The sequence below is a fragment of the Kluyvera sp. NPDC087067 genome (assembly GCF_044745165.1).
Classification (GTDB): domain Bacteria; phylum Pseudomonadota; class Gammaproteobacteria; order Enterobacterales; family Enterobacteriaceae; genus Kluyvera.
In genome coordinates this window covers 67,860-92,332 of sequence record NZ_JBIUZS010000002.1, presented here as the reverse complement: position 1 = coordinate 92,332, position 24,473 = coordinate 67,860, and the positions used below count along the sequence as shown (strand labels likewise).

Sequence of the window (24,473 nt, the reverse complement as noted above, 5' to 3'; positions counted from 1 at the left end):
ACATTCTGATGAGGCTTTAGGAATAAACTGTAATTGAATCATGGCGTTTCAAAGGCTCTTTCCCGGCGTTATCTGTCCAGCACAATTAATGGCGCGCGATCCGCTGTGCGGGCAATGCTGATTTCAGCCTGATAAAGACGGCGTAGCGCCGGTTCGGTTAACACCGTCTCCGGCGTGCCGTTATCCACCACCTGACCGTCTTGCAATAAGATGATGCGGTCAGCGTAGCGCGCCGCCAGGTTAAGGTCATGCAGCACGCAGCAGACGCTAAACTGCCTCTCCCGCACCAGCTGGCGTAGCAGGCGAAACAGATGTTGCTGGTGGTGGATATCGAGCGCCGAAGTGGGTTCATCCAGAAACAGCCACTTTGGTGACGGTTCTGGCTCCCACAGCTGAACCAATAACCGCGCCAGCTGTACCCGCTGCTGCTCGCCGCCTGAAAGGTGACGATAGTCGCGGGAAGCCAGTTCGCTACAGCCGCACAGCGCCATAATGTGTTCCGTTTCATCGCGCGGATGACGCGAACGATGAGGGTGGCGGCCCATGCGCACCACCTCCATCACGCTAAAGGGAAATGCCATATGGCAGTTTTGACGCATCACCGCCCGCGTTTTTGCCAGCTCCGCCGTCGGCCAGTCGCTTAATGGGCGACCAAACAATGAACAGTCTCCGCTATCCGGCTTGAGATAACCGGTTAGCTGTCGCAGCAGCGTCGATTTTCCTGCGCCGTTTGGCCCGAGTATCGCCACAATTTCACCGCCGGGGAGCGTCAGCGAGACATTGTGGGTCAGACGACGACCGTTAATGCTGAAGGTCAGATTCCGGGCGTTAATCATAGTGCTCTCCGTGTGCGCAGGATAAGCCATAAAAAGTAGGGGCCGCCAATCAAGCTGGTTAACAGACCCACCGGCATTTCGGCTGGCTGCACCAGAGTCCGTGCCAGCGTGTCCGCAACCAGTAACAGGCTGGCACCGGCAAGCGTTGAACAAGGTAGCAGCCAGCGGTGATCGGCACCGATGGTCATGCGGATAAGATGCGGGACAACAAGGCCAATAAAGCCAATAACCCCGCTCACTGACACGGCCGCCCCCACCAGAAGTGAGCTCAGCAGTAAGAGTTGCTGGCGCTTACGTTTGACGTTAACGCCGAGGTAGTGTGCTTCTTCATCGCCAAGCTGAAGAAGATTTAAGGTATTTGCCAGCCAGCCGGTGGCAACCATGGCTGGAAGGGCAAAGGAGGTGGCGACCAGCAGCGTCGGCCATTGCGCTTGTCCGAGGCTGCCCATCATCCACAGCGTCAGCTGCCGCAGCTGTTGCTCGTCGCCCACATAGCTCAGCACTCCGATAGCGGCGCCGCATAGGGCGTTAATGGCGATACCGGCAAGCAGAAGCTGCATCATTCCGCCGTGGGTATGACGCAGGCTAATCAGGAAAATCACCGCGCAGACCACCAGGCTGCCCACTACTGCGAAAATCATCTGTTCATACAGCAGGAAAACCGCCGGCAGCGAAATGGGAAAAACGATCGCCACACCAACCATCAGCGCAGAACCGCTGCTGACGCCAAGCAGGCCGGGGTCGGCCATCGGGTTACGAAACAGCCCTTGCATAATCACGCCCGCCGTTGCCAGCGCGCCGCCGACCAGCACCGCCAACAGGACTCGCGGGAGGCGAATGTTGACCCAGATATCGAAATATTGGGCGTCTCGTAAAGAAGCGAAGCTAATTTTGAGCGCACCCTGACTGGCGCCAACCAGCACAAGCGTCGCCAGTATTAATAGCAGGCCAATAAAAACGCTCAAGGAAGACAGAGAATCCTTAAACACGCAAATCTCCAAAGACATCATTGCGACGCCGTTTGCCAGCGCCGCATGGGGATCAGACTGGTTTAAGCTCAGGCTCAACCAGGCTATAAACCTGCTGGTTAAGCGCCGGGGCGCTCGCCAGCGCCTGAATGTGCGCGGCGACGTCTGCGCGCTGCACAAAACCGTGCACTTCCTGCTGCTGGATGCGCTGCGCTTTACCGCTGGCCTCGCCATTCTGCAAGCCACCAGGACGGAGGATAGCGAAGTCCAGCGTGCTGGTTTGCAGCCAGCTTTCCGCCAGCGATTTTTCTCTGACGGCCTGGCCAAACGCGGCTTTCGCGCGCGCCGACAGGAAGGGCCAGCTATCGCCGCAGCCTAACGAGGTGACGAGGATCATGCGGCGGATACCCGCTTTTTCTGCCTCATCAATAACCGTGCGATGCGCCAGATAATCCTGTGCGCCGCCCATGGTGGAGATAACGGTAGCCGCCGCTCCGGCAGCCTGGCAGGCCTGGGCAACGATATGGCAGTCGCAGGCGTCACCGATAAAGACATCGACGCCTTTGGCCTTCAGGCGTGCGGCTGCTTCGAGATGACGCACCAGCGCCACCACCGGACGGTTTTCGGCCAGCGCCAGCTCGACGGTTAATGCGCCGACACCGTTGCCGCCCGCGCCAAAAATCAACCACGGGTTCATCAGGCATCTCCTTTCAGCACGGTTGCCAATGTGCGGAAGGCATCAACCTGTTCACCCAGCAGTTGGCGGTGGTCATCGCGTCCGAGGAAGATTTTAAACATCGCGCTCCCGGCGGCGTTAAAGAACAGGATTGAGGCCGTGTCCATCGCCATAAATTTGCGCTCTACCAGCGCGATGTGGGTGCAGTTTTCCGCTTTGATGTGCCCGGTCATGCCTTTTTTACCGCGCAGGTTAAAGTAACCGTGGCGGTGGAAGCCGGACGGCAGTTCGCCGGTAAATTCCAGAATCACGTCAGCGGAATGCACAAGCGTCGTCACTTTGCCCCACTCGCAAACGGTATCCCAGACGAGGTCGAATTTGTCGCCCGTCACAAGCGTATGGGAAGGCAGGTTTTTGACCACCTCCAGCAGCGTGGTGTTGTACTGTCCGGCGATAGCTTCCAGCGTGCCGTCCGGCTCAGTTTTTAAAAATTCAGCTAAGGAAACGTTGCTCATCATCAACTCCTGTTATGGGGTTTCTACCGCAATGCGCGGCGCGTTAAGCTCCTGAATAAGTTCATCAAGAGACTGTAAAATATTGCTCGCCCAGAAGCGACCTTCATTGGTCAGCCGCAGGCAGGTTGTCTCGTCCTGCGTTAATCCGGCCCGGTGCCACTGTGCCAGCAGCGGCGCGAGTCTGGCAGCGTGTGGGGTTAACGCATCCAGCGGGACACGCGCGGTTTCCACCCCGGCCTGCAAGGTGTGGCGCCACTGGAAGTGACCCCCTGCGGTACGCATCATCATCATCAGCGGCTTTTGTCCGTCGGCGATGGACTGGTGCCATTTTTCGAGATTGCGCTCCACCATCCAGGAATAGCCGTTGATTGAGCCACCGGCCCCTGAGCCGATTGCCAGACAATCAGCGCCTTGTTTAATGAGTAAATTGTAGAGGTTGCGCTCGCGCGTCGTGCGTGCCCAGTGGCTGTTGCTAATGCAGCGCCAGCCCGCTTGATCCATAAAATCACACCCCTGAAGATACAGATCGCGGCGCTCAGCCGGTTGCGGCACGGCGGTACGTCCATTTTCAACGGCTTTGCCGAGCGGCGTGTTGGGCAGCAGGTTGAGGGCGTAAAGATCAACGCCGTCGAGTCCGATATCGCGGGCAATCGCCAGATCCTCGCCCCACAATCTGGCGTCCTGACCCGGCAGGCCGAATAGCAGGTCACAAACCACGGCAGCGCGATCCCGGCGCACCAGCCCTTCCATAAAGGCGATAGCGGTGGGGCCATCGGAGGTGCGGGCCATCTTTTTACGGATTTTGCTGTTAAACGACTGAATGCCAATAGAGAAGCGGTTGGCCCCGGCGTCCAGACAGGCGTCAATACGCGAATCGTCGAAATTCAGCACCCGGCCTTCAATGGTGATTTCACAGTCCGGGGCCAGCGGCAGGCGTTCACGCAAAGTGGTAATGATCCGCGCCAGACTGCGAGCGCTGAGGGCCGATGGCGTACCGCCGCCAAAATAGACGGCGTGAATCGGCGCGGACTGATGCAGCACGCTATCGGCTTCCATCTCAATTTCCCGCAGCAGCGCGTCGGTGTAGCGTTCACAGCGATCTTCTTCATAACGGTTCTGATAGAAACCGCAGAACGTGCAGTGGGTCGCACAGAACGGAATATGCAGATACAGCAGACGTTTACGCGGTGGCGTGGTCTGACTGAGAACCTCCTGCCAGGTTTGCGCCAGCTGTTCTTTGGCAATCGGAATAGCGCCGCGCCAGGGCATGGTTGCCCGGCGATCCTTAAAGGGTTGACCGCCTTCCAGAGCAAAGTGAGGCGTTAAATCCAGTTCGTTTGTCGTAGTGTCTCTCACGGGTATATCAACGTCCTTTAGTGTGGCCAGAACTGGCGATGCAATGTTTCAACGGCGTCGGCGACGCGTGGGCCCATCCCCAGGATGAGCGCCTGATCGATGATGACGATCCGCTGATTTTTCCATGCGGCGGTGTGGGTGATCCCCGCAATCGTGCTCAGGCGGTTGAGATCGCCGCCGATCATTTGCGAGGTGACGATAATGACTTCCGGGTTGGCGGCAATCAGGGCTTCTGCGCTATAGCTGCGGTATTGCGGGTGCTTCGCCACGTTTTGCGCTCCGGCAAGCGTCATCACGGCGTCGGCAACGCTGCCTTTTCCCGCTACCTGCGGTGCACTGCCGCCTGCGCTTAAAATAAACAACGCTTTAACCGGTGCCGGTTTGCTGGCGCTGCTTTGCGCAACTTTTGCCAGACGTTGGCGAAGATCGTTTATCAGGGCTTTTCCCTGTTCTTGCGCGCCAAGGCTTTCTGCCAGCGTATCAATATTGGCGTACATCTGATCGACGGTAGCCGGGATGCGCGGCAGAGTAATCACCTGCACTTTCTGCGCCCGCAGTTGGTCAAACACCAGCTGCGGCCCGGCATCCTGCCAGGTGATAAAACTATCCGGGCGCAGTGACAAAATGCCTTCGCTGCTAAGCTGCTTCCAGTAGCCGATATGCGGTAGTGCATCGGTTTGCGGCGGGAATGACGTGGTTTCATCCACCCCGACCACGCGGTTGCCTGCGCCTATGGCATAGATCAATTCGGTAAGCGAACCGCCGGCAACCACTATCCTCTGTGCCGCCTGCACGTTGAATGCGCAGACCAGCGCCAGTAATCCGAGAGCCAGTTTTTTCATCATCAGAAGTTCCACGCAAAGCCAACAGCCGCATTAAAGCCTGCCGCAGGAATGGATTCATGCGCCGTGCGATAGCGTTTGTCGGTGAGGTTGTTGAGGGCCAGATTGACTTGATACTGGTCGTTCGCCCCGAATTCGGTATTCACCGCCAGGTTTAGCGTCGCCCAGCCCGGCGAGCGGACTTCTTTTGTCCCCGTGTCATCTTTGGCGCTGGAGGCCGCGCGGATGTAAACGTCAGAGGTGACGTTCGCGACGTTTAGCATCAGCGTGTGCTTGAGGCCTACGCGGCCGTTAACGCTGGGTTCACCGGTGTTAGTGGTTTTTAGCGTCTGGCCTTCATACTGACGACGGAGAAGGTTGCCGCTGATGTACGGCGACACGGCCCAGCCGTTGTACTCTGCGCTCAGCTCTACGCCCCAGGTTTTGGCGCGGTCGATGTTGTCGTAGTAGTAATAGCCCCCGCGCGAGGAGGTGCTGTTTCCGTTGCACACTGCCTGGCCTGAACAGGCGAGGCTGGCGATGTAGTCTTTGGCTTCTGAGTAATAGACCGCGCCATCAACCATCCATAAATTGCCGTTGTAACGGGCGCCCAGCTCGTAGTTGTTGGAGTGTTCGGCTTTGAGCTCCGGGTTGCCATAGGTGGTGCCGCCTCCGGCTGCGGTTTGCATAAACAGCTGGTTGAGCGTGGGGAAGACGTAGCCTTGCGCAAAGGCGGCGCGCAGTTCTACGTTGTCAAAACCGGCGTAGCGCAGGCTGGTGGCGGTGACCAGTTCATTATCATGTGCTGATTGTTCGGCGAGAGAGGTATCGGTAGTGATGCCTTTGGTGGTGGATTGCGCATCGCCGCGCGTGAGTTTTGATGATAGCCAGTACTGGCGAGCCCCCAGCGTCCACGTCCAGTTGTCGGCAAAACGCCAGTCATTTTGGGCGAACAGCGAGGTGTTGCTTTGTTCAGACTCATTGTAAGCGAGGGTACGCGTTTCGACGTTTACCAGGCCTGTGAGTGATTTCTGGCTGGTGAAGCCGTTGGAAGTCTGGGATACCCGGTCGCGTTGGTACTGCGCGCCCAGCACGAGGTCGTTATTGGCGGGCAGGGTGAAATTACTCTGTAATGTCACGCCCTGGGTGTACTGCTTATCATGCGTCTGGGTCTGGTTATGTACCGTCAACGCCTGGATCATCGGGCTTGGGATAATCTGGGTAGTGGCGACTTCGTTTTCAAATTTCCGGTCGATAGTTTGTTCGTAGGCGTCGATATGGATTTTTTTCAGGTAATCGCCGTCGACATCAACGTCGTAAAACAGACCGATCTTCTCACGCTCAAGTTTCGGGATCTTAACGCTAAAGGCATCGTATTCACCGTCTGGATCCTCAAAATAGGTTTGCGTGCTGAGCTTATAGCGGTCCAGCGATAAGCCAAAATGCTGGTTATCGAGGTTGTAGCCAAGCCAGACGCCCTGACCATTATTGCGGAAGTGGGTATTGGGTAAACGGCCATCCGGCGTATCGCGATCGCCCTGATCGGAATAGCTACCGTTAATGCGGTAATCCAATTGCCCGATGTTACCCCACGCTGCGGCGGACTCTTCCCAGCCAGCATTGGCCGAGTTGTAGACCGCTTTTACCGTCCCGGCGAGCGGCTTGTCGCCACCTTTTTTGGTAATAAAGTTCACCACGCCGCCGATAGCCTGCGAGCCATACAGTACGGAGTAGGGCCCTTTTACAACCTCAATACGTTCAAGCGATGATTCATCAATTAGCAGGCCACCGCCATAGTTCTGCCCAGCGCGCTGGTAGGTCACTTCCTGCCCGTCGATAAGAATCAGTACGCGCGATGAGGCCTCGCCGCGGATGCGGATTTGCTTACGACCGGCCAGCGCATTGTCGGTCACTTCCACGCCCGGAATGTCCTGAAGATCATCAGCAATGGAGGTGTTGGTCGAGTTTTTAAGCGTCTGCTGGTCGATAACCTGCATGGTTGCCGCGCTTTCCCAAAGGCTGCTCTCTGAGCGGCTGGCGGTAACCACCAGCGTTTCATCTTTCTGGGAAGCGGAAGCCGTCGCGGCGCAAACGGCACCAGAGATAAACAGTGGCAGGGCGGAGAGTACCCATGATCCCCGGGTAATGGAGTGCTGCATCGTTAACCCTATGAATAATTATTGAATGATAATAAGAATTAATATCAATAAGATTCTCATATGAAGATATTGGACGTCTAGCAAAGAAGGTATAAACGAAATGCATCTTTGATTTGTATCAATTTATGAATGAGACTGGGCAGTGAATTGTGATGTCGATCACTGCAATAGTGAGGATAATGAACGGGTTATTGGGGGAAGTTTAATGTCAGAGGGAGGCGGTAATAAAAGATAAGACAGCAGTACCCGGATTGAGTCACCCGGGATCGCGGCAGGAGAGCTTCATTCGTTTTCAGTTAACCACATTTCTGCTTCTTCAAACATCTCCTGAACGGTGCGGCTGATTTGCTCTTTCTCGTGCTTGCTGGCATCGGTGTTAATGCCCGGCAGCGTCATCATCGGTTTAACGCGTACGTCTGCATCCGGGAAAATGCGATGCACTCGTTTGGTTAATTCATTGAGAATAGTTTCTTTGGCGCCGGGAAGACCTTCAAAATTACGCTTGTCATAAACGAGCTCGACGAACATGTTGCTTGCATCCTAAGGTTAAGTAATCACGGGATATTTATACTGTGTTTTTATCCAGTGTCAAGCGCGATGATACGGTTTAGGATGGTGTGCGGTTGGGAGGGGCGGTATGGAGACATGGCACAGGCCTTTATTGCTTCCTGGAGCCACACTGTTGAAAGCTCTCAATGTCCTGAATCACAGATATTGCATTCAATAACTCATTTGATAAAAGCTTTTGAGCATATAAATGTATACTCTTATGAGAATAAAATTTTGCCAGTCGTCATGAACTCACCGTTGTGTTGATCTGGCACTCTTAAGGATAAACATCATGCCTAAAACATCAGCGTCCTCTCGCTGGCAACATTCCGATCCTCGCTATATCTATTCCTTAGTGGCCAGACGCTATTTTGCTGAGATGAAAACCAAGGTTGAAATCGCCGAAGAGCTGGGAGTTTCGCGCTTTAAAGTTGCCCGACTGCTTGATGAGGCCATTGAACAGGAGTATGTCAAATTCCTCTTCCCGAAACAGCAGGCGCTTGATGAAGAAATTGCCCGTAATCTTTGCGATAAATATCAGCTGACAGAAGCGGTTGTGCTCCCGGCTTCGGAGATGTGGTCCACACAAGAACAGCTAAATGTGAAGCTGGGTGGGATTACTGCACATTATCTGAGTGAAACGCTCAAGGAAGGGATGAAGTTTGGTATGGCCTGGGGGAGGGTATTGTCCAGCACCGTCAGCCAGTTGGTTTCTTTGCCGTCACTGGATGTCGTCCAGCTTTCTGGCGTTCATCCGGGTATTGAGTTTAGCCAGGGGCCTGTGGATCTCATTCATAAAATTGCCGCTATCTCTCATGGTAAAGCGCACCCCATGTATGTGCCAATGTGGGTTGATGATGAAGTTCTGGCCGAAAAATTGGCAGGCGATCAAGCCGTGCTGGATACGCAGAAATTTTATTCCAGTATGGATGTGGTTATCACCGGTATTGGTGCCTGGAAAACGGGTTCCTCCAGCTTATGCGATATTTTCCCTGCTTCCTGGCGAGATGCGCTAATGCAGCAGGATATTGCTGCAGATATCTGCGTCACTTTAGTCAGCAGTGAGGGGGAGATCCTGAAAAGCCCGATGAACCGATTGGGCTTTGGGATTACCACTGAGCAGCTGAGGTCAACTAAGAAGTTGATCGGTGTGGCGGGTGGGGAGGAGAAGTTTGAAGGCATTGTCGCTTCGCTAAAATCCGGGCTTCTGAACGTGCTGATCACAGACTTTGATACGGCCATTAAATTACTTGATTAATGGCCGCTCCAGATGCGTTCTGCGCCGATGTTATTCAATATCGGCGTGGCGGGCTTTCATTGTCTGATTCGTCTCGTTAAGGTTTTCCATCAGCGCTAATACCATGCTGTCATACGTCAGCAAGCAGGCTTGCTCAAACAGCGAACCCATAGGCTGTACGCTATCAGCGGCCGGAATCGTCAGTATGCGGTCTGCCAGACCTGCCAACGTGGAGTGGGGTGAAGTGGTCACCAGGACTATCTGTACGCCATTTTTCCTGGCAATATTAACCTGATTAATCAGACGCTGAGTTTCACCTGAGCCGGAACCCACAATCATCAGATCGCCAGGCTTTGAATGTGGCGAGCTGATTTCCCCCACAACGCTAACCGACATTCCCAGGTGCATCAGTCGGTTAGCCAGCGCATTGATCATCTGACCGGAGCGACCGGCACCCGCGAGGAAAATATGGTTGGCGGTGGTAATGGCATCAATAACCGCGTTCAATTCCTGCTCATCGATTTTGTTATTGAGCGCTGCGAGTTCGTTCAGAACGAGTGAGTAATTTTTCATCTTGTCATTCTTCTTTGAAAAAAGGCAGATACCGGAGTATCTGCCTTTTATTTATCAGGATGCAGAAAGCATCTCTTCGACGTATTTCCCGACTTCGTGCGTTTTAAGATGACGACACGATTCAATGAAAGAGAGATCCTGGAAAAGTGTGAACAGGCGACGCAGTACAGACATATGCTGGTCGCTAGTCGCGAAAGCCAGGTTGAACATGATGCTGCATTCAACGCTCAGATCAGCGTCTTCCATTTGCCCGAACGTTACGCCTTTGTCAAAACGCACAATGCTAATGCTGTTGGTCTTCACCAGGGTGTAGTCAGCATGTGGGATAGCAATCCCCTGACCATTGGCCATCATTAACCCCGTTGGATAGGTTTTTTCACGCACCAGGCAAGCCTGAATATACTCCGGCGTGATGTAGTCCTTATCCAGTAGCTTCTGCCCAGCAAATTCAATAGCCGTCTGCCAGTCAGTGATGGTTCCTTCAACGTCGTTGACCAGAATTTCGAGTTTCATCATCCACCTACTTCAGCATTTCTTCTTTAACAGCATCAAAGATTTCATCTTCACCAAGACCCGTTAACAGGCCAGCACCAACGATAACGCGCGTGGTGATGCCTGGGTTATCCAGCTTGGTGGAAGAGACGACCAGGTCGTACCCGTTAAAGGTGTCGGTGGTACACGCCATCAGCGATGACTTATCAACCTGAGCTTCAATTTTCTGCTCCTTCAGAAAGTCCTGTAGTACGGAAACCATGATGGAGGAGGAGGCAATACCGTTACCACATACGACTAAGATCTTTTTCATTTTCAATTCCTTCTAAAGGGTTTAAGCCGTTTTTTCTGCTTCAGTTTTTAACTGACGGCGTGATTTCTGTTTAAGCAAGTATCCCACTGATAACAGCAGAATTGCTGCGAGGACATAACCGAATATGCCGACATGGCTGAGTGCGGCAAAGAGACCTGTGAATGGGTTGGCTGACGGGTTGAGTGATGAATACATCACGCTAGCGTCTGGATTAGTACCAAACTTCTGGAATACTTCGTTGGTTGCCGGTGCCATCCAGGAAGCAATATAGAGGCCGCCACCGAACAGGATGATTGAAGTGACCCAGGTACGGATGATGTTGCCGTTAAATACTGGAACCATGCAGGCAATAAAGAATACGAACTGCGACAGGTCACCTAATGGCATCACGCGGTTACCGGGTAGAACGACTGCAAGGATAACAATCACCGGGATCAGAAGCAGTGCAGGAGCAATGACGGATGGATGGCCAACGATCAGTGCCGTATCCATACCCACGGTAATTTCGCGATCCGGGAAGCGTTTTACCAGTTTCTTACGGGCAACGTTTGATAATGGAACCAAGCCTTCCATCATAATGGAGGTCATGCGTGGCAGCAGAAGCATCACGGCTGCAAGATACATCCCCAGCTGAAGGCTGGCGATAATGGTGTGGTACGGAGACTCCCAGCCATAACCGCAGAAGCCCAACAGGATACCGATGATAAAACCAACCATCGTCGGATCACCGAGAATACCAAAGCGTTTCTGGATGCTCTCGGCGGTCACGTTCAGATTACGGAAGCCCGGAATGCGATCGTAAACCCAGTTAAACGGGTAGGCGAACAGCAGGTAAGTATTCGCAACTGGGTGCGAGATGGCCACACCTTTTGGCAGATTGAAGAACTCTTCATTCTTTTTCGCGCCCAGGTCCGCTGCAATCAAAGCCCAGACGTGGAACAGTGCTGCGGTCAGCACACCGTAAAGGAAGCTGCCGGAATAAGCGCCGACGATAGCACCCATGGAAGCATTCTGGTGCAGGTTAAACACATCAACGTTTACGCAGTCGGTCAGTCGAGCGACCAGCATGGCAATGTTTACCGCTACGCACAGGGGGATGATTATCGCTCCCATGCTCGAGCCAAAGCCCATTACCGCTGTGGCTGCACCACCCACGTCAATGGCGCTGAGTGACGATCCAGTGGCTTCAGCCAGACCGGTTACCGCGGGCTGCATTTTCTCCAGCATCAACATGATGGTCATGGTTAATGCAATAAAGCCAATACCGACTTTAATGGCAGATGAAATACATTCGGACAGAGGACGGCCCAGAAGTTTCATCAGTACAAGGAAAATGATGGGTATAAAAATAAAGTTACCCAGGTCATTGATAAACTGTGTGATCAGTTCCATTTTTTAGCCCTCAGAGCGCTCATCATCTGGTCTGAAACCCATATTCCAGCGAACATTGTCCGGTTTTGTCAGTAACGCGTTGTCGCTGCGTTCAGCTTCCAGCAGGTTCTTTTTGGAATTCTCTCTTGCTGTGGCAAAGTCGAACGGATTGTCATACCACCCGTCTACGATCATTTTGGTGTATTCAAGGTCGTTAACCCGGCATCCCAGACCAATAACCTGCGCATTGTTGCTCAAACGTGCACGTTTTGCTGAGTATGGATTGGTGACCGCAACTGCGCGGATACCCCAGTGCTTATTCACCTGACAGGTAAACCCAATGCCGGTCCCGCAGATATAAATCCCTAAGCGGCATTCGTCACGCTGGATAACCCCTGCCATTTCATCAGCCAGACGGGCGAAGTTATTGACGCCGTCTTCTTTGGTTTTTACCGGATCGTACACAATCTCCGCGTTTTTCTCTTCAACGAGATATTTTTTGATTTCCTCCTTGCGATCAAACCCCACGTCGTCGCACGCAATTGCAATTTTCGTTTTCATCTCAACCCACCTCATTAGTAACTTAAACCAAGTATGGGGTTGGTAAATATTGGTTGTCAACTGAGATCAATATCACAAAAATCGTATCTATCTGATATTTAAGCAATTAAAAACCAATAAAAACAAATAAAAGCTAATAAATGGCAATGTATGAATAATCTGGAATAACCAATAAAACGCTATCTGTCTTACAATTTATACTATGAATTTTGTTTTAAGTGATTAAATATCAGTTGGTTATATCACTACTGGTCGTTGTCTATGAGGGATAGTTCTTCGGGGGGATTTGGCTTTACAACTCTCCAGGGTTTGCTTTTGTTTGCATATTCTGTGCTATGATCTCAACAAAATCACTCGCAATGCTGTTCAGGAGGAAGGATGTACCTGGTTGAAGAAAGGAGGAAGCTGATCCTTGAAGAGATCATGTCGGCAGGTACCGTGTATGTCAGCGACCTGGCGAAAAAGTACGAAGTTACCTACGAGACGATAAGAAAAGATCTGACAAATCTTGAGAAGAAAGGGCTGCTGGTCAAAAGTCATGGTGGCGCAACGCTTAGACAAGGTGCGATTGAACATACCTTTCAGGTCAGGGAAAAAGAGAACAGTACCTTCAAACAGGCGATTGCCAGGAAAGCCCTTGAGTACATTCCGCCAAACAGCTCGATGATAATTGGCACCGGTAGCTCCAACTATGAACTGGCCAATTTGTTGTGCATGAAATCTGGCTTCAAAATCTTCACTGACTCATTACCCGTGGCCAGCGTTCTCATCGAATCAGACAATCAGGTCTTTCTCTTTGGCGGGGAGTTGAGGAAAAAAAGTTCTTCTGTATTTGGTGGATGGGCTGTTTCGATGATCAACGATATCAACGTTGATTTATGTTTTATCGGTACAGACGGCTTTAGCAAAATGGGGGGGCCATCGACACCTTCATCCTCTGATGCCTTCCTGGACCGGACGATCATCGCCCGCTCCGAGAAAAAATACATATTAGGCGACTATACCAAGTTCCAGCGGAGCAGCTTGTTTAAGATTTGCGACTGGTCGGAAATCACTGCGCTCATTACCAACGACATTGCTGATAAAGACAGTGTTGCAGAAGTATCGAAGTTCACTACGGTCGTAACGTGTTGAATTTTTCCACAGACGGCGTCCATCAACGCCGTCATCACTCTATTTACGCCATCTGATTGCTCATACGAGCAAAAGCTGATGACTTGAAACCTTCAGTTATCTCTAACGTCATCATTTGACTAATCTTCAATAAAATCAATGTGTTAATTTATTTATCATTATTGAACTTTCTTTTATTGCTCGTTTGAGCGTTATTATTTTTGCGCTTATGTGATTTATTGTGATCGACTTCTACCTTTTGAAACCTCTTTAGTTCACTTCATATGCGATGTGCTATAAATGCTCATATGATAAATCAAAGGCTCACATGAGCAATTCATGTGTGGTGAGGAGAGGAAGACGTGAGCAAGATTACGGTCAATGTCGCGGATGGTGCCAACTTTCAAAATTATGATGAAGTTCTGCAGCACATCCATGCAACGCAGACAGCCGCAGGAATTGTTAAGGAAACCTATCTTAGTGGGCTTCGTGAGCGTGAAGCTGATTACCCAACCGGTATTCAACTCGATGGATATTCTGTAGCTATTCCACATTGTGATAGCAAGCACGCTATTAATCCGGCCATCTATATCATCCGACTACCAGAAGCTATTGAAGTCAATGAAGCTGATGGGGATGGAAAATTGTGGGTGAATCTGGTGATTAATTTAGTTGTCACTGACCCAAGCGATCAGCTGCAATTGCTGAAAGCGCTTTTTAACCATCTTCAGATGAGTGATTTTTACGAGAAGTTGCTTTCGCTTCCGAAAGAAGAAGCTAAAGCCATGTTCATCAACACCATAATTAAATAACAAACACCCGGAGTATTATTATGATTACTATCCTCGTAGCCTGTGGTAGCGGCGTAGCAACATCAACATTAGCAGCTGACGAAGTGAAATCAGTCTGTGCCGAATATGGTATTGCAAACTTTAAAATCAACAAATGCAGCATGTCTGAATTATCTTCAGAAATGCAAAGTGCAGATGTTGTACTCACTACCAATAACTATAAAGGTGATATTGGTAAACCTCACATGAGCGTTGCTGGGTTTATTACCGGAATTAACGAAGCCGCTCTCCGTCAGAAATTAGGCGCGTTATTAACTGATATCGCCAGGAACTAAAGTCTACTCAATGACGGGGATGGTTAAATGGAAATGTTAAAAAGCATCATGTTTACCATTACAAGCATGGGCGCTACCGCAATATTGCCGCTTGTTATTTTCCTTTTAGGTTTGGTTTTTCGGATGAAAGTCGGTGCTGCCATAAAATCGGGTATCACCGTTGGTATTGGTTTTATCGGTCTGGGGCTGGTTGTCGGGCTTTTAAATACCTCTTTGCATCCAGCAATTGAGTACTACTCTAAAGTTGGTAGCGGTTTTACCGTTGCTGATATTGGATGGCCAGCCGTAGGTGCTGCCGCATGGGTTGCTCCTTTTGCTGCGATGGTTATTCCTATCGGTATCATCCTTAACCTGATTCTGGTGCGTCTTAAACTGACCAAAACACTGAACGTGGATATCTGGAACTATATGCACTTCCTGGTTCCTGGTGCGCTGGCGTATTTCGTGTTTGACAGTTTTTTCCTGGGGCTGGGTGTCGCGGTAGCGTTGAGCGTTGTCGCGTTATTTATTGGTGACCTGATTGCGCCAAGATGGCAGAAGTATTACGGGCTGGAAGGAACGACATGTACCACGATGATCCATATTGGCTGGACACTTCCATTCGCCTGGGTGGTTAATAAAATCATCGATTATATTCCAGGTCTGAACAAGCTGGATGTCGATCTGGAAAGTGTCCAGAAACGCCTTGGTGTATTCGGTGAACCAGCCATTATTGGCGTCATTGTGGGTTGCCTTCTGGGCTTATTAACCAAGCAGCCAATCACCACTATCGTACCGATGGCTATGGGGGTTGCGGGCGTTATGGTACTGCTGCCAAAGGTGGTTGGTGTCCTGATGGAAGGGCTCAATCCAATTGGTAAGAGCGCCAAAGAAATTATGCAAAAGCAGATGGGTAAAGATGCTGAGCTTAATATCGGTATGGACTGCGCTTTGGCACTGGGTGATCCGGCAACCGTAACGGTCACCGTTATCACTATTCCGCTGACTATGCTTTGCGCGCTGGTATTGCCTGGGATTCAGATTTTCCCAATCGGCGTACTGATGTCAATTATTTACATGACAACCATGACCGTTATGGTCAGCAACGGCAACGTCATCCGCTCAATTATCTCAACCTTACTTTTCTGTGTAGTCGTTATGTACCTGGGTGGGTATGTAGCACCGGGAGCAACTCAGTTCCTGAATGGCGCTGGTGTTGGTCTGAATGGACAAGGTACTGACTTCGTATTAACTGGCCCGTGGGAGATCCTGACCTACTGGTTGAGCACGATTACTCACTAATTCATGGAGTTGACTACAATGGTACAAATTCTACCCTCAATTTTTGGCGCAAACCTTTTACGTTTGCAGGAAGAAATTCAGTTTCTGGAGGCGGAGAAAACAGAGATTCTCCATGTGGATCTAATGGATGGAACTTACGTCAGTAATATCGCATTCGGCCCTAATCAGATTGCTGCGATGAAAAAAGCGAGTTCCATGATATTTGATGTCCATATGATGCTGGCAAATCCAGAAAGACATATAGACGAGGTCATCAAAACTGGTGCTGAAATGATTTCAGTTCACTATGAATCCACACCGCATGTTCATTATATTCTGCAGAAAATCAAAAAGGCAGGGCGTAAAGCCGGTGTCGTTTTAAATCCGGGCACTCCTGAAAGTGTAATTGAATATCTCCTCGATGATATCGATTATATTCTTATTATGACAATAAACCCAGGTCAGCCTGGACAGACATTCATTGAAAAAAGTCTGGAAAAAATAAGAAACACTAAAAAATTAATTGCCGGGCGTAACATCCAGATTGAAGTGGATGGTGGCGTGAATACTGAAATTGCGAAAAAAGTTAAAGACGCAGGCGCTGATTTAATTGTGGTAGGTGGCGCGTTATTTAACGGCAATCCAAAAGAAAGCTATGAATCATTAAGAGCATCAGTTCAGTAAATAATAACAACCGAAACGCCTGCCAGATTTATTTAATAGTCATTTTAATTACCAACGTGGGGAGGTAAGCCCTCCCTTTGTTATAAGCTTCAGGAGTAGATAAAAATGAGTAATTTTGAAGGTAAAGTCGCATTAGTCACAGGCGGGGCACATGGCATTGGGAAAGGTATTGCCAAACAATTTGCAGAGCGTGGTGCACATACTGTCATCGTCGATTACAACGAAGAAAACGGAAAGAAAACCGCTGCCGAACTGACGTTTGGCAATGTGAAGTCCTTATTTGTTAAAACAGATGTATCTGACCCACAGGCGCTGAATAATGTGCGAGAAAAAGTCTTCGAGACTTTTGGTCGTATCGATATTTTAGTGCTTAATGCAGGCGTAGCATTCGCGAACAAGGTCAATGATATTACCTTTGAAGAATGGAATAAAACTATCGCCATCAACCTGACCGGACTGTTCAATACCGTGAAGGCGTTCTACAACGATTTTACGACTAACAACGGTTCTATCGTTTATATCTCTTCTGGTTCAGCTCTTTCTGGTACGGGTGGTGGGGTGAGTTACCCGGCAAGCAAAGCCGGTGGTGAAGGGTTGATTCGTGGCCTGGCCAAAGAATTAGGGCCAAAAGGGGTGAATGTGAATGCCATTGCACCTCGACTTATTGATACCGGCGAAATGATGCGCGTGAACTACCCAACTCAGGCAGACCTTGATGCGGTATTGCAAAAAATACCGGTGCGACGCCTCGGTACCATCGATGACGTTGCCAATCTGGCAATCTTCCTGGCTGACAAAGATAACTCCTACATTCAGGGCCAGACTATTTTGATGGATGGTGGTCGTACCATCGCATAACAGGGAGAAGATGACATGAGCGTTCAACAGAACACCTTCGATATTCTGCGCGAGCTGCAGCAAAATGCATCAAAAATTGACGATGCTCAGGCAGCGCAATTTGTTGCTCAGATTAAAAATGCCAGACATATATTTTTGCAGGGGGCAGGACGAAGTGGTATCGCCATCCGTGGGTTTGCAAACCGATTACTGCATCTTGGATTCTCAGTGAGTGTCGTTGGTGATATTTCATCGCCCCATACTCAGGCAGGGGATCTGGTTATCATTGGCTCCGGGAGTGGAGAAACAGGCAGTCTCGTCAGTCTGGCGCAAAAAGCCGTTTCCTGTGGTGTAAATGTAGCCCTTGTCACGATGAAAGCGGAATCTACGATAGGCAAATTAGCCAATAGCGTCCTTGTGCTGCCCGGCACGGTGAAAGAAGACAATAGCCGTGAAGAAGGCTCATTTTCCCAACCAATGGGTTCTGCTTTTGAGCAGCTATGCTTCATCACTTACGACGCCATCGTGCTTGAGCTAATGTCCCAGCTCGGCGAAACGAGTGATACGATGTTCAAGCGACATGCGAACCTTGAATAACCATAAGAAAACGTCCCGTTAGGGACGTTTTCTTTTTGTGATTAACGTTGTCAGTACTATGAGCGATTAGAGGCTATTGAACTCAAGAAAGTCTGCTTCTGGCCGGCCAGGTAATGCCCAAAGGAATAAGGTTTTCTCAAGGAATATGAGGGAGCATGTCGGTAGGTCGCTTGCTGAGGTTGGGGGCCCATTATTAGGGGGATAAGCGGTAATCCTGAGTAGAGGATAATAGACACAAAAAAGCCCGCAGGGCTTGCACCGTGCGGACTCTCAGGACTTCATCGGATGACTCTGGTAATCACCGATGGAGAATTTTGGTGCTGGCGTCCTTGTAATTGGTGGGGGAGGTGGTTGAGTTTGTTAGGGATTTTGATTTTTTGCGGGGAAGGGAAGGCGCAAAAAGAGTGGCGATGATGTTGATATGGAAGGCATTTTTGTAACATCATGATTTTTAAGTTGATTGTTGAGGGCTGTGTTTTGCGTGTTGGTTGAGGCTTTGGTGGACGTTGTATAACAGATCTGACTGGTCTTACAAACAGGCCGCTCTGTGCCAGGAGCGGACCTTTTTAGACTGTCATTCAATCTTTCAGAGAGCTCAATTCTTCAGAGAGCCATTGTCTTAGAATGCTTATTTTAAATACTGAACGGTAGACTAAATCGTATCCTGGCTCAGCCTTAAGTTTGTACTGTGGAAACGCAACAACAAGCCTTCCTGCAGCCACATCATCCGCAATCTGAGATCAAAAGCGCTTATGACAACGCAAAACGAGCACTGTCGGGCGGACTGGTGAAAATCAAAGAACAGATGAACAAAGAGGCCCGAAAAGCTTCAGGTGGAGGTAGATCGCCTCAAGGCCGAGCTAGAGGCCTACAAGGGAAAGGAAGAACAATGGCTACGCCGCTGGCAGCAAATCGCCTTTCATGTGCGGCAGAAAGGCATACAGATGGCTAGTGTGGATAAAACCTCTACTCAAAGGGCTGAGCTGCCTTATAATACTGAAACCGCGCAGACACACCGGCCTTTTGATAAAGAAATTCCACCTTCAGGGAGAATATAAAATGAGTCTAGAAATAAAAAAACAAAGTAACCCGTTTTCTACTGGCGGTGGGGGAGTTAATTTTGAAACAAGAGTTCAAGCAGCTTTCGCACTATCCTTATTGACTAAATCTTGTGTTCCTTGTTTGAGTAACTACATGAGGGCTAAAGAGTTAAAATTCCAGAACAAATATGATGGTGTAAATACTGATGATTTTGTATTGACTGCCACAGACAACTCAAATAATGAAAGTAAGATCTTTGCTCAGATTAAACATGAAATAACTATTAGTGGCTCATTAAACTCAGTATTTGCAGAAGTTATAAATAGTGCTTGGGCGGACTTTAAAAGTGTGGGCTTTAAGTCAGAAAGAGATTCTATCGCGTTAATAACAGGTAATTTACCAAAAACTGACATAAATAATACTTTGCCGTTACTTGAATGGGCTAAGTTTTCATCGAACTCAGAAGATTTTATAAAGAAATCTCAAACCCAAGGATTTACCAGTGAAGCAAAGCTCGAAAGATTAGGGATATTTAGAGATCAGCTTACTCATGCGAATAACGGGGTAGCTATCTCAGAAGAAGAATTGTGGTCTTTCTTAAAATCGTTTCAGATTTTACCTTTTGACTTAGATGCAGAACATTCAATCGTAGCAAACTTACTTTGCTCATTGATTCAGTGTTACTCAGACGTATTACCTTCTCTAGTCTTAGCTAGACTTGTTTCCTGCGTTCAAAGTTTCAACCAGAATGCGGGGGTTTTAACTCAAAATAATATACCAGAAGACGTTAAAGGATTATTTAATAAATCAAGCCACTTATATTTCGAGAATGACTTGATAAAGCTTTATGAGCGCAGTCAGCATATTTTTGAAGGTATTTCTACAACTATAAATGGACTCCATGTTGATAGGACAGAACAACTAGCAGCACTATCTAACTGCTATAGCGATAGTGAGTTTGTATTTGTTACCGGTGCAAGAGGGGCTGGAAAGTCAGGCGTTGTTAAAGATTTTATCACAACAAAAAATTTAGATATTCCAGTCTTCTACTTAAGAGCTGAAGATTTAGATAAAAGTAACTTAAATGAAGTTTTCACTTCCATGGGAATTACATCTTCTTTGGGAGAAATTGAAAGTCATTTCTCATTGCTTCACGAAAAAGTACTCGTAATAGAGTCCCTAGAAAAAGTTTTAGAGCTAAATTATCCAAATACTTTTGTTGAGTTATTGCAATACATTAGAAAACAGTCTGGTTGGACTATCATTGCAACTGGCCGGGACTATGCTTATCAACAATTGTTATTTAATTTCCTACAGCCTTGCTCTATAAATTTTAGCAGCATGAATATTGAAGGGCTTGAAGATAGTCAAGTCGAGCAAGTTTGCGAGCATATTCCAGAGCTAAAATCTTTAGTATCTAATAACTCATTAGTAGAAATACTAAGAATACCATTTTTTATTGAGATTGCTGTAAGAGCTATAAAAAATGGCGCTCAATTTGGGATTGGAGATACTGAAGAAGACTTTAGGGATACAGTGTGGCGGACTGTCGTTGCAAAAGAAGCTGATAGAAAGTCAGGGATGCCAGATAGAAGAAGAGCAACCTTTATTAAAATAGCAATAGAGAGAGCTAAAAAGATGCTTTTTGGTGTCAGAGCAAGCGGTTTTGACCCGGAAGTAATCGCAAAGTTGGAAGAAGACAATTTGATCTACAGAGATCAAAAATCATCTTGTGTAAGTCCTATGCATGATGTTTTGGAAGATTGGGCTTTAGAGGAGTTCATCGATAGAGAGCATTTTGATAATTCTCATAATGTTGCAAGCTTTTTGTTAAATATAGGAAATGAACCTGCGATAAGTAGGGCATTCAGGTTATGGCTGTATAGGAAGCTAAAATTTGATGATACAACTAATGAATTCGTAGAAGGTTTATTATCTTCGGACGAGATAGAGAGTTATTGGAAGGACGAGGCAATTTCTGCAATCATGCAGCATGACTCTCCCGGGATATTTCTTAATTCACTCAAACGCCAACTTCTTAAAGATGATTGTGCTCTTTTGACACGGTTTTGTTTTATTCTCAGAATAACGTGTCAAAGACCAATATCTCTACACAACGGACTATTGATAAAAGATAAAAAATCGGGATTGCTCAAATCCCTTTTCCTGAAACCATATGGAGAAGGTTGGGGAGCACTATTCCATTTTATTTATCAGGAAAGAGATAATTTGAGTAGTCTTGTGCGCACTCAAGTTATTGAATTAATAGATGAATGGACTGGTCTCATTAATATACATGATGAGTTGCCAAAAGCGTCTGAAAAGGTTGGTTTTTTAAGTTTATGGCTCCTTGAAAAGGTTAAAGATTCATATAGTGGTGAGGGGCAAAGAAAAAAAATATTAAATGCTTTATTAAAAGTTTCAACGGCTATTAAAGATGATTTTGATGAATTGATGAAACAGGACGTTTTCACCTCAAAGATAAAGCCTAGACGATTAAGTTATGTTGATGAACTGAGTAGTTTGGCACTTATAGGCTTCAATGTTCCTATGTTGTGTAAGTTTTATCCTGACTTCGTAGTTAAACTTTCAATGCATGAGTGGCTGTTGGAAGAATCCGAAGAGAACGATTATGGCTACGGGTCATATCGAGTAGACGTAGAGGAATCATTTGGGCTAGATACAGAACGAGATTTTTTCCCTGCAAGCGGTGCCAAAGGCCCTTTCAAATATCTTCTTCAATTCAAGCCAAGGCTAGGCTTGGATTTCATTATTAGATTGTGCAATTTGACAGCACAAAAATACTCAGAATCGGATTTTTCTAAAACTCAAGACAATGAAGAAGACACTATTTACGCCTTCGAAACAGTAGCTAAACAAGTCGATATAACCCTGAATGATGGCACAGTAGTTAAACAGTATGCATCTCCCCACCTCTGGAAGGGATATAGAGGACAGTCTACGTTGCCCTACTTATTACAGAGTGCTCTTATGGCATTGGAGAACTGGTTAGTTGAGTACGTTGAAAATTGTGGTAAGAATAATGAAATAGATTGGATTTTTGATTATGTTCTTCGCTCTAGTAATTCAGTAATGCCTACATCTGTTTTATCTTCTGTGGCCACAGGCTTCCCTAATAAAGTAGGTAAAGCAGCCTTTCCTTTGCTTAAAACTGCTGATTTATACCATTTAGATTTGATTCGAATGACACAAGAAATGGGTGGAAATGAGATGCATTTCTTTGGTCTTAATAGGGATGCATTGTCGAAAATATACCTAGAAGAGAGAAGAGAAGCAGCACTTCGACCATGGAGAAAAGAGTCATTAGAAACCTTATTAACAAGGCTTCAGTTCGTAAATGAGTTAAGGGATGATATTTTAAAAATTGTTGATGAACTGAAAAATGAAGCTACTGCAAGTAATGAAAAAAGCCTTCGGTATATGGTGCACAGAGTCGATACAAGGACTTGGAAAGTAGTTGAAGACAAAGAAAATGACAGAGTATTGTTTCAAAGCTCATCAGAGCTTCCGGAAGATTTAAAGCTGGATCAACAAGAATTTAATGAAAAGCACGCAATGGATAACACCGTAACTAGTTTAAACTTATGGGGTAAAAAACTATTCGATGAGCAATTACTAGAAGAAAAATACTTCTCTTCATATCAGGATGCATTAATAGCTACTAAGGGATTGCTCAGCGCCCTCCAAAAAGGTGAAGTACACAACTTTGCTGATATGGCGGTTGGCACAATCACAACTGTTGCAGCGGTTTGTGTTCGTGATGTTCTTTTAGAATTGAGCTATGAAGATAAAAAGTGGTGCTTAGAAATCATCCTAGAATCAATATTCATGCACGCAGACAATATGAATGGGACAGCTGCACATGATAAGACTGATTATTATGGCTCTGGAGCATGCGCATTTGTCTTACCTAAGTTATTTGATTTAGATCTAGATTCAGAACAAATAGAATATTTGAAGTTTGCGTTAGCTACAGCATTAACGCATGAGAACCTAAACGTTAGTGCTTGTGCTGCTAAGGGAGTAAGAGAGTTTCTTTGGTCTAGAGACGCTGAATTAGCATCCCGTTGTATAGGTGGAATAGTTGAGTATGCCAGATTACGAAGGGAAGATAGTGAGGTACGTAGGTTTTATCATTTACAAGGTGCTGAATTGCAAGCCGCACTCGAAAAATGGAATGATCTTTTAACAAGTTTTCGTAACGACTTGATTGAGGGAAAGTTTAATCTTTCAGTTAACGATATATCTTTGGAAAGCCACTGTTCGTGGTTTATTCATTTACCAATGCTAATGGTTCCTTACTGTACTAAGGATGAGATACAAATTCAGTTGGTCAATAGGTTAATGAGTTTTGTATTTGATACGGAGTATCAAAACCATCGTTCGAGTGATGATGAAAAAATAAATCATGAAATTAAAAAGCAGATTCAAGACTGTCTCTCTGAACATGTTGTTTCTTCAAGAAAAAATAACTTCATGCCCTTTAAAGATCTATTGGTGTTAGGGTGTACAAAAGCTCCCGGCTTCATTTATTCTTTAACACTCTCCTATCATGTCGCTGTAGAAAAAGAAGGTGATTATGATGCTATATGGGCACTTTGGTGCCTGTTAGCACCAGAAGCACACAAGATAGCTTTGAATGATGTTAATGATCGTTATATCGGTTTACAGAATGACCTAAATCAGCTCCTGCGTGGAATGATGTATGCGGATTGCCCTTGGCAAGGACATGAGAATGAAGAGAAAGATATGAAGCGAGGTGCTAAATATTTGCTCGATTTTGCTAGGCAATCTGCACATAATAGCCATGTGTTTGAAGCCTTGTCTTCATTGATTTATAACTTCTACAACGTATTCTTCGAAGAAGGCATTCTGATTTTAGCTGAGCATTATAGTGCCAATCGACATATTATCGGGAAGCAAGTCAATACAGCATTTTATATAGAAATGGTTGTTGGAAGATTTTTGCAGATAGAAAATCGCGGAACTCTCAATAGAAAAATGTACGATATATGCCTGCTTCTCTTAACAGGAATTGTAGAAACTGGCTCTGCTAGAGCTTATTACTTACGTGAAGAATTGATTCGTTCTCGAAAGATTTCAGCCTAGAGGGTAACAGTGACAATTTTTTAAAAAATGGTGATGGCTCAGCTGAGTATAAAGAAGCGATTCTTCGATCTTTTATTAGTCAATGACTAGATCAAAAGTTCAGTATGCTCAGACAGATAGGTTCATTGAGCTTTGATGGATTTGCACTGGAAAAGAGGCTAGTCCATCACATCAATGCCCAATGGTATCTCAATAACCACCAAACTGTATCGAGATTAAGGTGATGAGCGAAATTCTGACCTTCGGTTTGATGGTAGG

At 47.3% G+C, this 24,473-nt stretch carries 22 protein-coding genes and 1 pseudogene; 10 read left to right on the top strand and 13 right to left on the bottom strand.

Annotated features, from left to right (window positions below):
- Positions 1-68: 68 nt before the first annotated feature.
- The 8 genes from ACIPDS_RS05830 to ACIPDS_RS05795 all read right to left on the bottom strand — a co-directional run bounded on the left by ACIPDS_RS05830 (position 69) and on the right by ACIPDS_RS05795 (position 7,859).
- Positions 69-836, bottom strand: a complete 768-nt coding sequence (locus ACIPDS_RS05830) for a heme ABC transporter ATP-binding protein (protein ID WP_400733669.1) — start codon at positions 834-836, stop codon at positions 69-71.
- Positions 833-1,825, bottom strand: a complete 993-nt coding sequence (locus ACIPDS_RS05825; RefSeq protein WP_400733666.1) for a FecCD family ABC transporter permease — start codon at positions 1,823-1,825, stop codon at positions 833-835. Before ACIPDS_RS05825 ends, ACIPDS_RS05830 begins: the two co-directional genes overlap by 4 nt.
- Before the next feature lie 52 nt (positions 1,826-1,877).
- Positions 1,878-2,501, bottom strand: coding sequence for an anaerobilin reductase (gene chuY, locus ACIPDS_RS05820; protein ID WP_400733664.1), 624 nt, complete (start codon positions 2,499-2,501; stop codon positions 1,878-1,880).
- Positions 2,501-2,995, bottom strand: coding sequence for a heme utilization cystosolic carrier protein HutX (gene hutX / locus ACIPDS_RS05815; protein ID WP_400733661.1), 495 nt, complete (start codon positions 2,993-2,995; stop codon positions 2,501-2,503). The genes chuY and hutX overlap by 1 nt, the downstream gene beginning before the upstream one ends.
- Positions 2,996-3,007: 12 nt before the next feature.
- On the bottom strand, positions 3,008-4,351 hold the full coding sequence (hutW, locus tag ACIPDS_RS05810; RefSeq protein ID WP_400733659.1) for a heme anaerobic degradation radical SAM methyltransferase ChuW/HutW: 1,344 nt from the start codon (positions 4,349-4,351) through the stop codon (positions 3,008-3,010).
- A 17-nt stretch (positions 4,352-4,368) separates the two neighbouring features.
- On the bottom strand, positions 4,369-5,193 hold the full coding sequence (locus ACIPDS_RS05805) for a hemin ABC transporter substrate-binding protein (protein ID WP_400734690.1): 825 nt from the start codon (positions 5,191-5,193) through the stop codon (positions 4,369-4,371).
- A 2-nt stretch (positions 5,194-5,195) separates the two neighbouring features.
- Positions 5,196-7,331: a TonB-dependent receptor plug domain-containing protein gene (locus ACIPDS_RS05800; RefSeq protein ID WP_400733656.1), complete on the bottom strand. Its 2,136-nt coding sequence runs from the start codon at positions 7,329-7,331 to the stop codon at positions 5,196-5,198.
- 282 nt (positions 7,332-7,613) lie between these two features.
- Positions 7,614-7,859, bottom strand: a complete 246-nt coding sequence (locus ACIPDS_RS05795) for a DinI family protein (RefSeq protein ID WP_400733653.1) — start codon at positions 7,857-7,859, stop codon at positions 7,614-7,616.
- A gap of 313 nt (positions 7,860-8,172) precedes the next feature.
- On the opposite strand from ACIPDS_RS05795, the gene ACIPDS_RS05790 reads away from it, so the two are divergent.
- Positions 8,173-9,138, top strand: coding sequence for a sugar-binding transcriptional regulator (locus tag ACIPDS_RS05790; protein WP_400733650.1), 966 nt, complete (start codon positions 8,173-8,175; stop codon positions 9,136-9,138).
- A gap of 30 nt (positions 9,139-9,168) precedes the next feature.
- Here ACIPDS_RS05790 and hxlB (ACIPDS_RS05785) read toward each other — a convergent pair whose 3' ends face one another.
- From hxlB (ACIPDS_RS05785) to ACIPDS_RS05765, 5 genes are read right to left on the bottom strand one after another with little or no spacing between them, the layout of a single operon-like run.
- A complete protein-coding gene (hxlB, locus tag ACIPDS_RS05785; protein ID WP_400733648.1) occupies positions 9,169-9,690 on the bottom strand; it encodes a 6-phospho-3-hexuloisomerase in 522 nt (173 codons plus the stop codon).
- A gap of 54 nt (positions 9,691-9,744) precedes the next feature.
- A complete protein-coding gene (locus ACIPDS_RS05780; RefSeq protein ID WP_400734688.1) occupies positions 9,745-10,203 on the bottom strand; it encodes a PTS sugar transporter subunit IIA in 459 nt (152 codons plus the stop codon).
- 7 nt (positions 10,204-10,210) lie between these two features.
- Complete coding sequence (locus ACIPDS_RS05775; protein ID WP_042999562.1) at positions 10,211-10,495, bottom strand: PTS sugar transporter subunit IIB; 285 nt, start codon at positions 10,493-10,495, stop codon at positions 10,211-10,213.
- Between the two features lie 21 nt (positions 10,496-10,516).
- The gene (locus tag ACIPDS_RS05770; protein ID WP_400733644.1) at positions 10,517-11,887 is read right to left on the bottom strand and encodes a PTS galactitol transporter subunit IIC; all 1,371 of its coding nucleotides are present in this window, start codon (positions 11,885-11,887) and stop codon (positions 10,517-10,519) included.
- A gap of 3 nt (positions 11,888-11,890) precedes the next feature.
- Positions 11,891-12,427 (bottom strand): RpiB/LacA/LacB family sugar-phosphate isomerase, encoded by a 537-nt coding sequence (locus ACIPDS_RS05765; protein WP_400733642.1) that lies wholly within the window; start codon positions 12,425-12,427, stop codon positions 11,891-11,893.
- A 378-nt stretch (positions 12,428-12,805) separates the two neighbouring features.
- Here ACIPDS_RS05765 and ACIPDS_RS05760 point away from each other — a divergent pair, with 378 nt between their 5' ends.
- The 9 genes and pseudogenes from ACIPDS_RS05760 to ACIPDS_RS05720 all read left to right on the top strand — a co-directional run bounded on the left by ACIPDS_RS05760 (position 12,806) and on the right by ACIPDS_RS05720 (position 24,215).
- Positions 12,806-13,561: a DeoR/GlpR family DNA-binding transcription regulator gene (locus ACIPDS_RS05760; RefSeq protein WP_400733640.1), complete on the top strand. Its 756-nt coding sequence runs from the start codon at positions 12,806-12,808 to the stop codon at positions 13,559-13,561.
- 341 nt (positions 13,562-13,902) lie between these two features.
- Complete coding sequence (gene gatA / locus ACIPDS_RS05755; RefSeq protein WP_400733637.1) at positions 13,903-14,352, top strand: PTS galactitol transporter subunit IIA; 450 nt, start codon at positions 13,903-13,905, stop codon at positions 14,350-14,352.
- 20 nt (positions 14,353-14,372) lie between these two features.
- Entirely contained in the window at positions 14,373-14,666 is a 294-nt protein-coding gene (locus ACIPDS_RS05750) for a PTS sugar transporter subunit IIB (RefSeq protein WP_400733634.1), read from the top strand.
- Between the two features lie 27 nt (positions 14,667-14,693).
- The gene (locus ACIPDS_RS05745) at positions 14,694-15,947 is read left to right on the top strand and encodes a PTS transporter subunit IIC (RefSeq protein WP_400733631.1); all 1,254 of its coding nucleotides are present in this window, start codon (positions 14,694-14,696) and stop codon (positions 15,945-15,947) included.
- A gap of 18 nt (positions 15,948-15,965) precedes the next feature.
- Positions 15,966-16,610, top strand: a complete 645-nt coding sequence (rpe, locus tag ACIPDS_RS05740; protein WP_400733629.1) for a ribulose-phosphate 3-epimerase — start codon at positions 15,966-15,968, stop codon at positions 16,608-16,610.
- A 105-nt stretch (positions 16,611-16,715) separates the two neighbouring features.
- Complete coding sequence (locus ACIPDS_RS05735) at positions 16,716-17,468, top strand: SDR family NAD(P)-dependent oxidoreductase (protein WP_400733626.1); 753 nt, start codon at positions 16,716-16,718, stop codon at positions 17,466-17,468.
- A gap of 15 nt (positions 17,469-17,483) precedes the next feature.
- Positions 17,484-18,044 (top strand): 6-phospho-3-hexuloisomerase, encoded by a 561-nt coding sequence (gene hxlB / locus ACIPDS_RS05730; protein ID WP_400733623.1) that lies wholly within the window; start codon positions 17,484-17,486, stop codon positions 18,042-18,044.
- Between the two features lie 730 nt (positions 18,045-18,774).
- Positions 18,775-19,102 (top strand): annotated as a pseudogene (locus ACIPDS_RS05725) (protein kinase); the annotation flags it as partial.
- A gap of 1 nt (position 19,103) precedes the next feature.
- The gene (locus ACIPDS_RS05720) at positions 19,104-24,215 is read left to right on the top strand and encodes a hypothetical protein (RefSeq protein ID WP_400733621.1); all 5,112 of its coding nucleotides are present in this window, start codon (positions 19,104-19,106) and stop codon (positions 24,213-24,215) included.
- Positions 24,216-24,473: the final 258 nt, after the last annotated feature.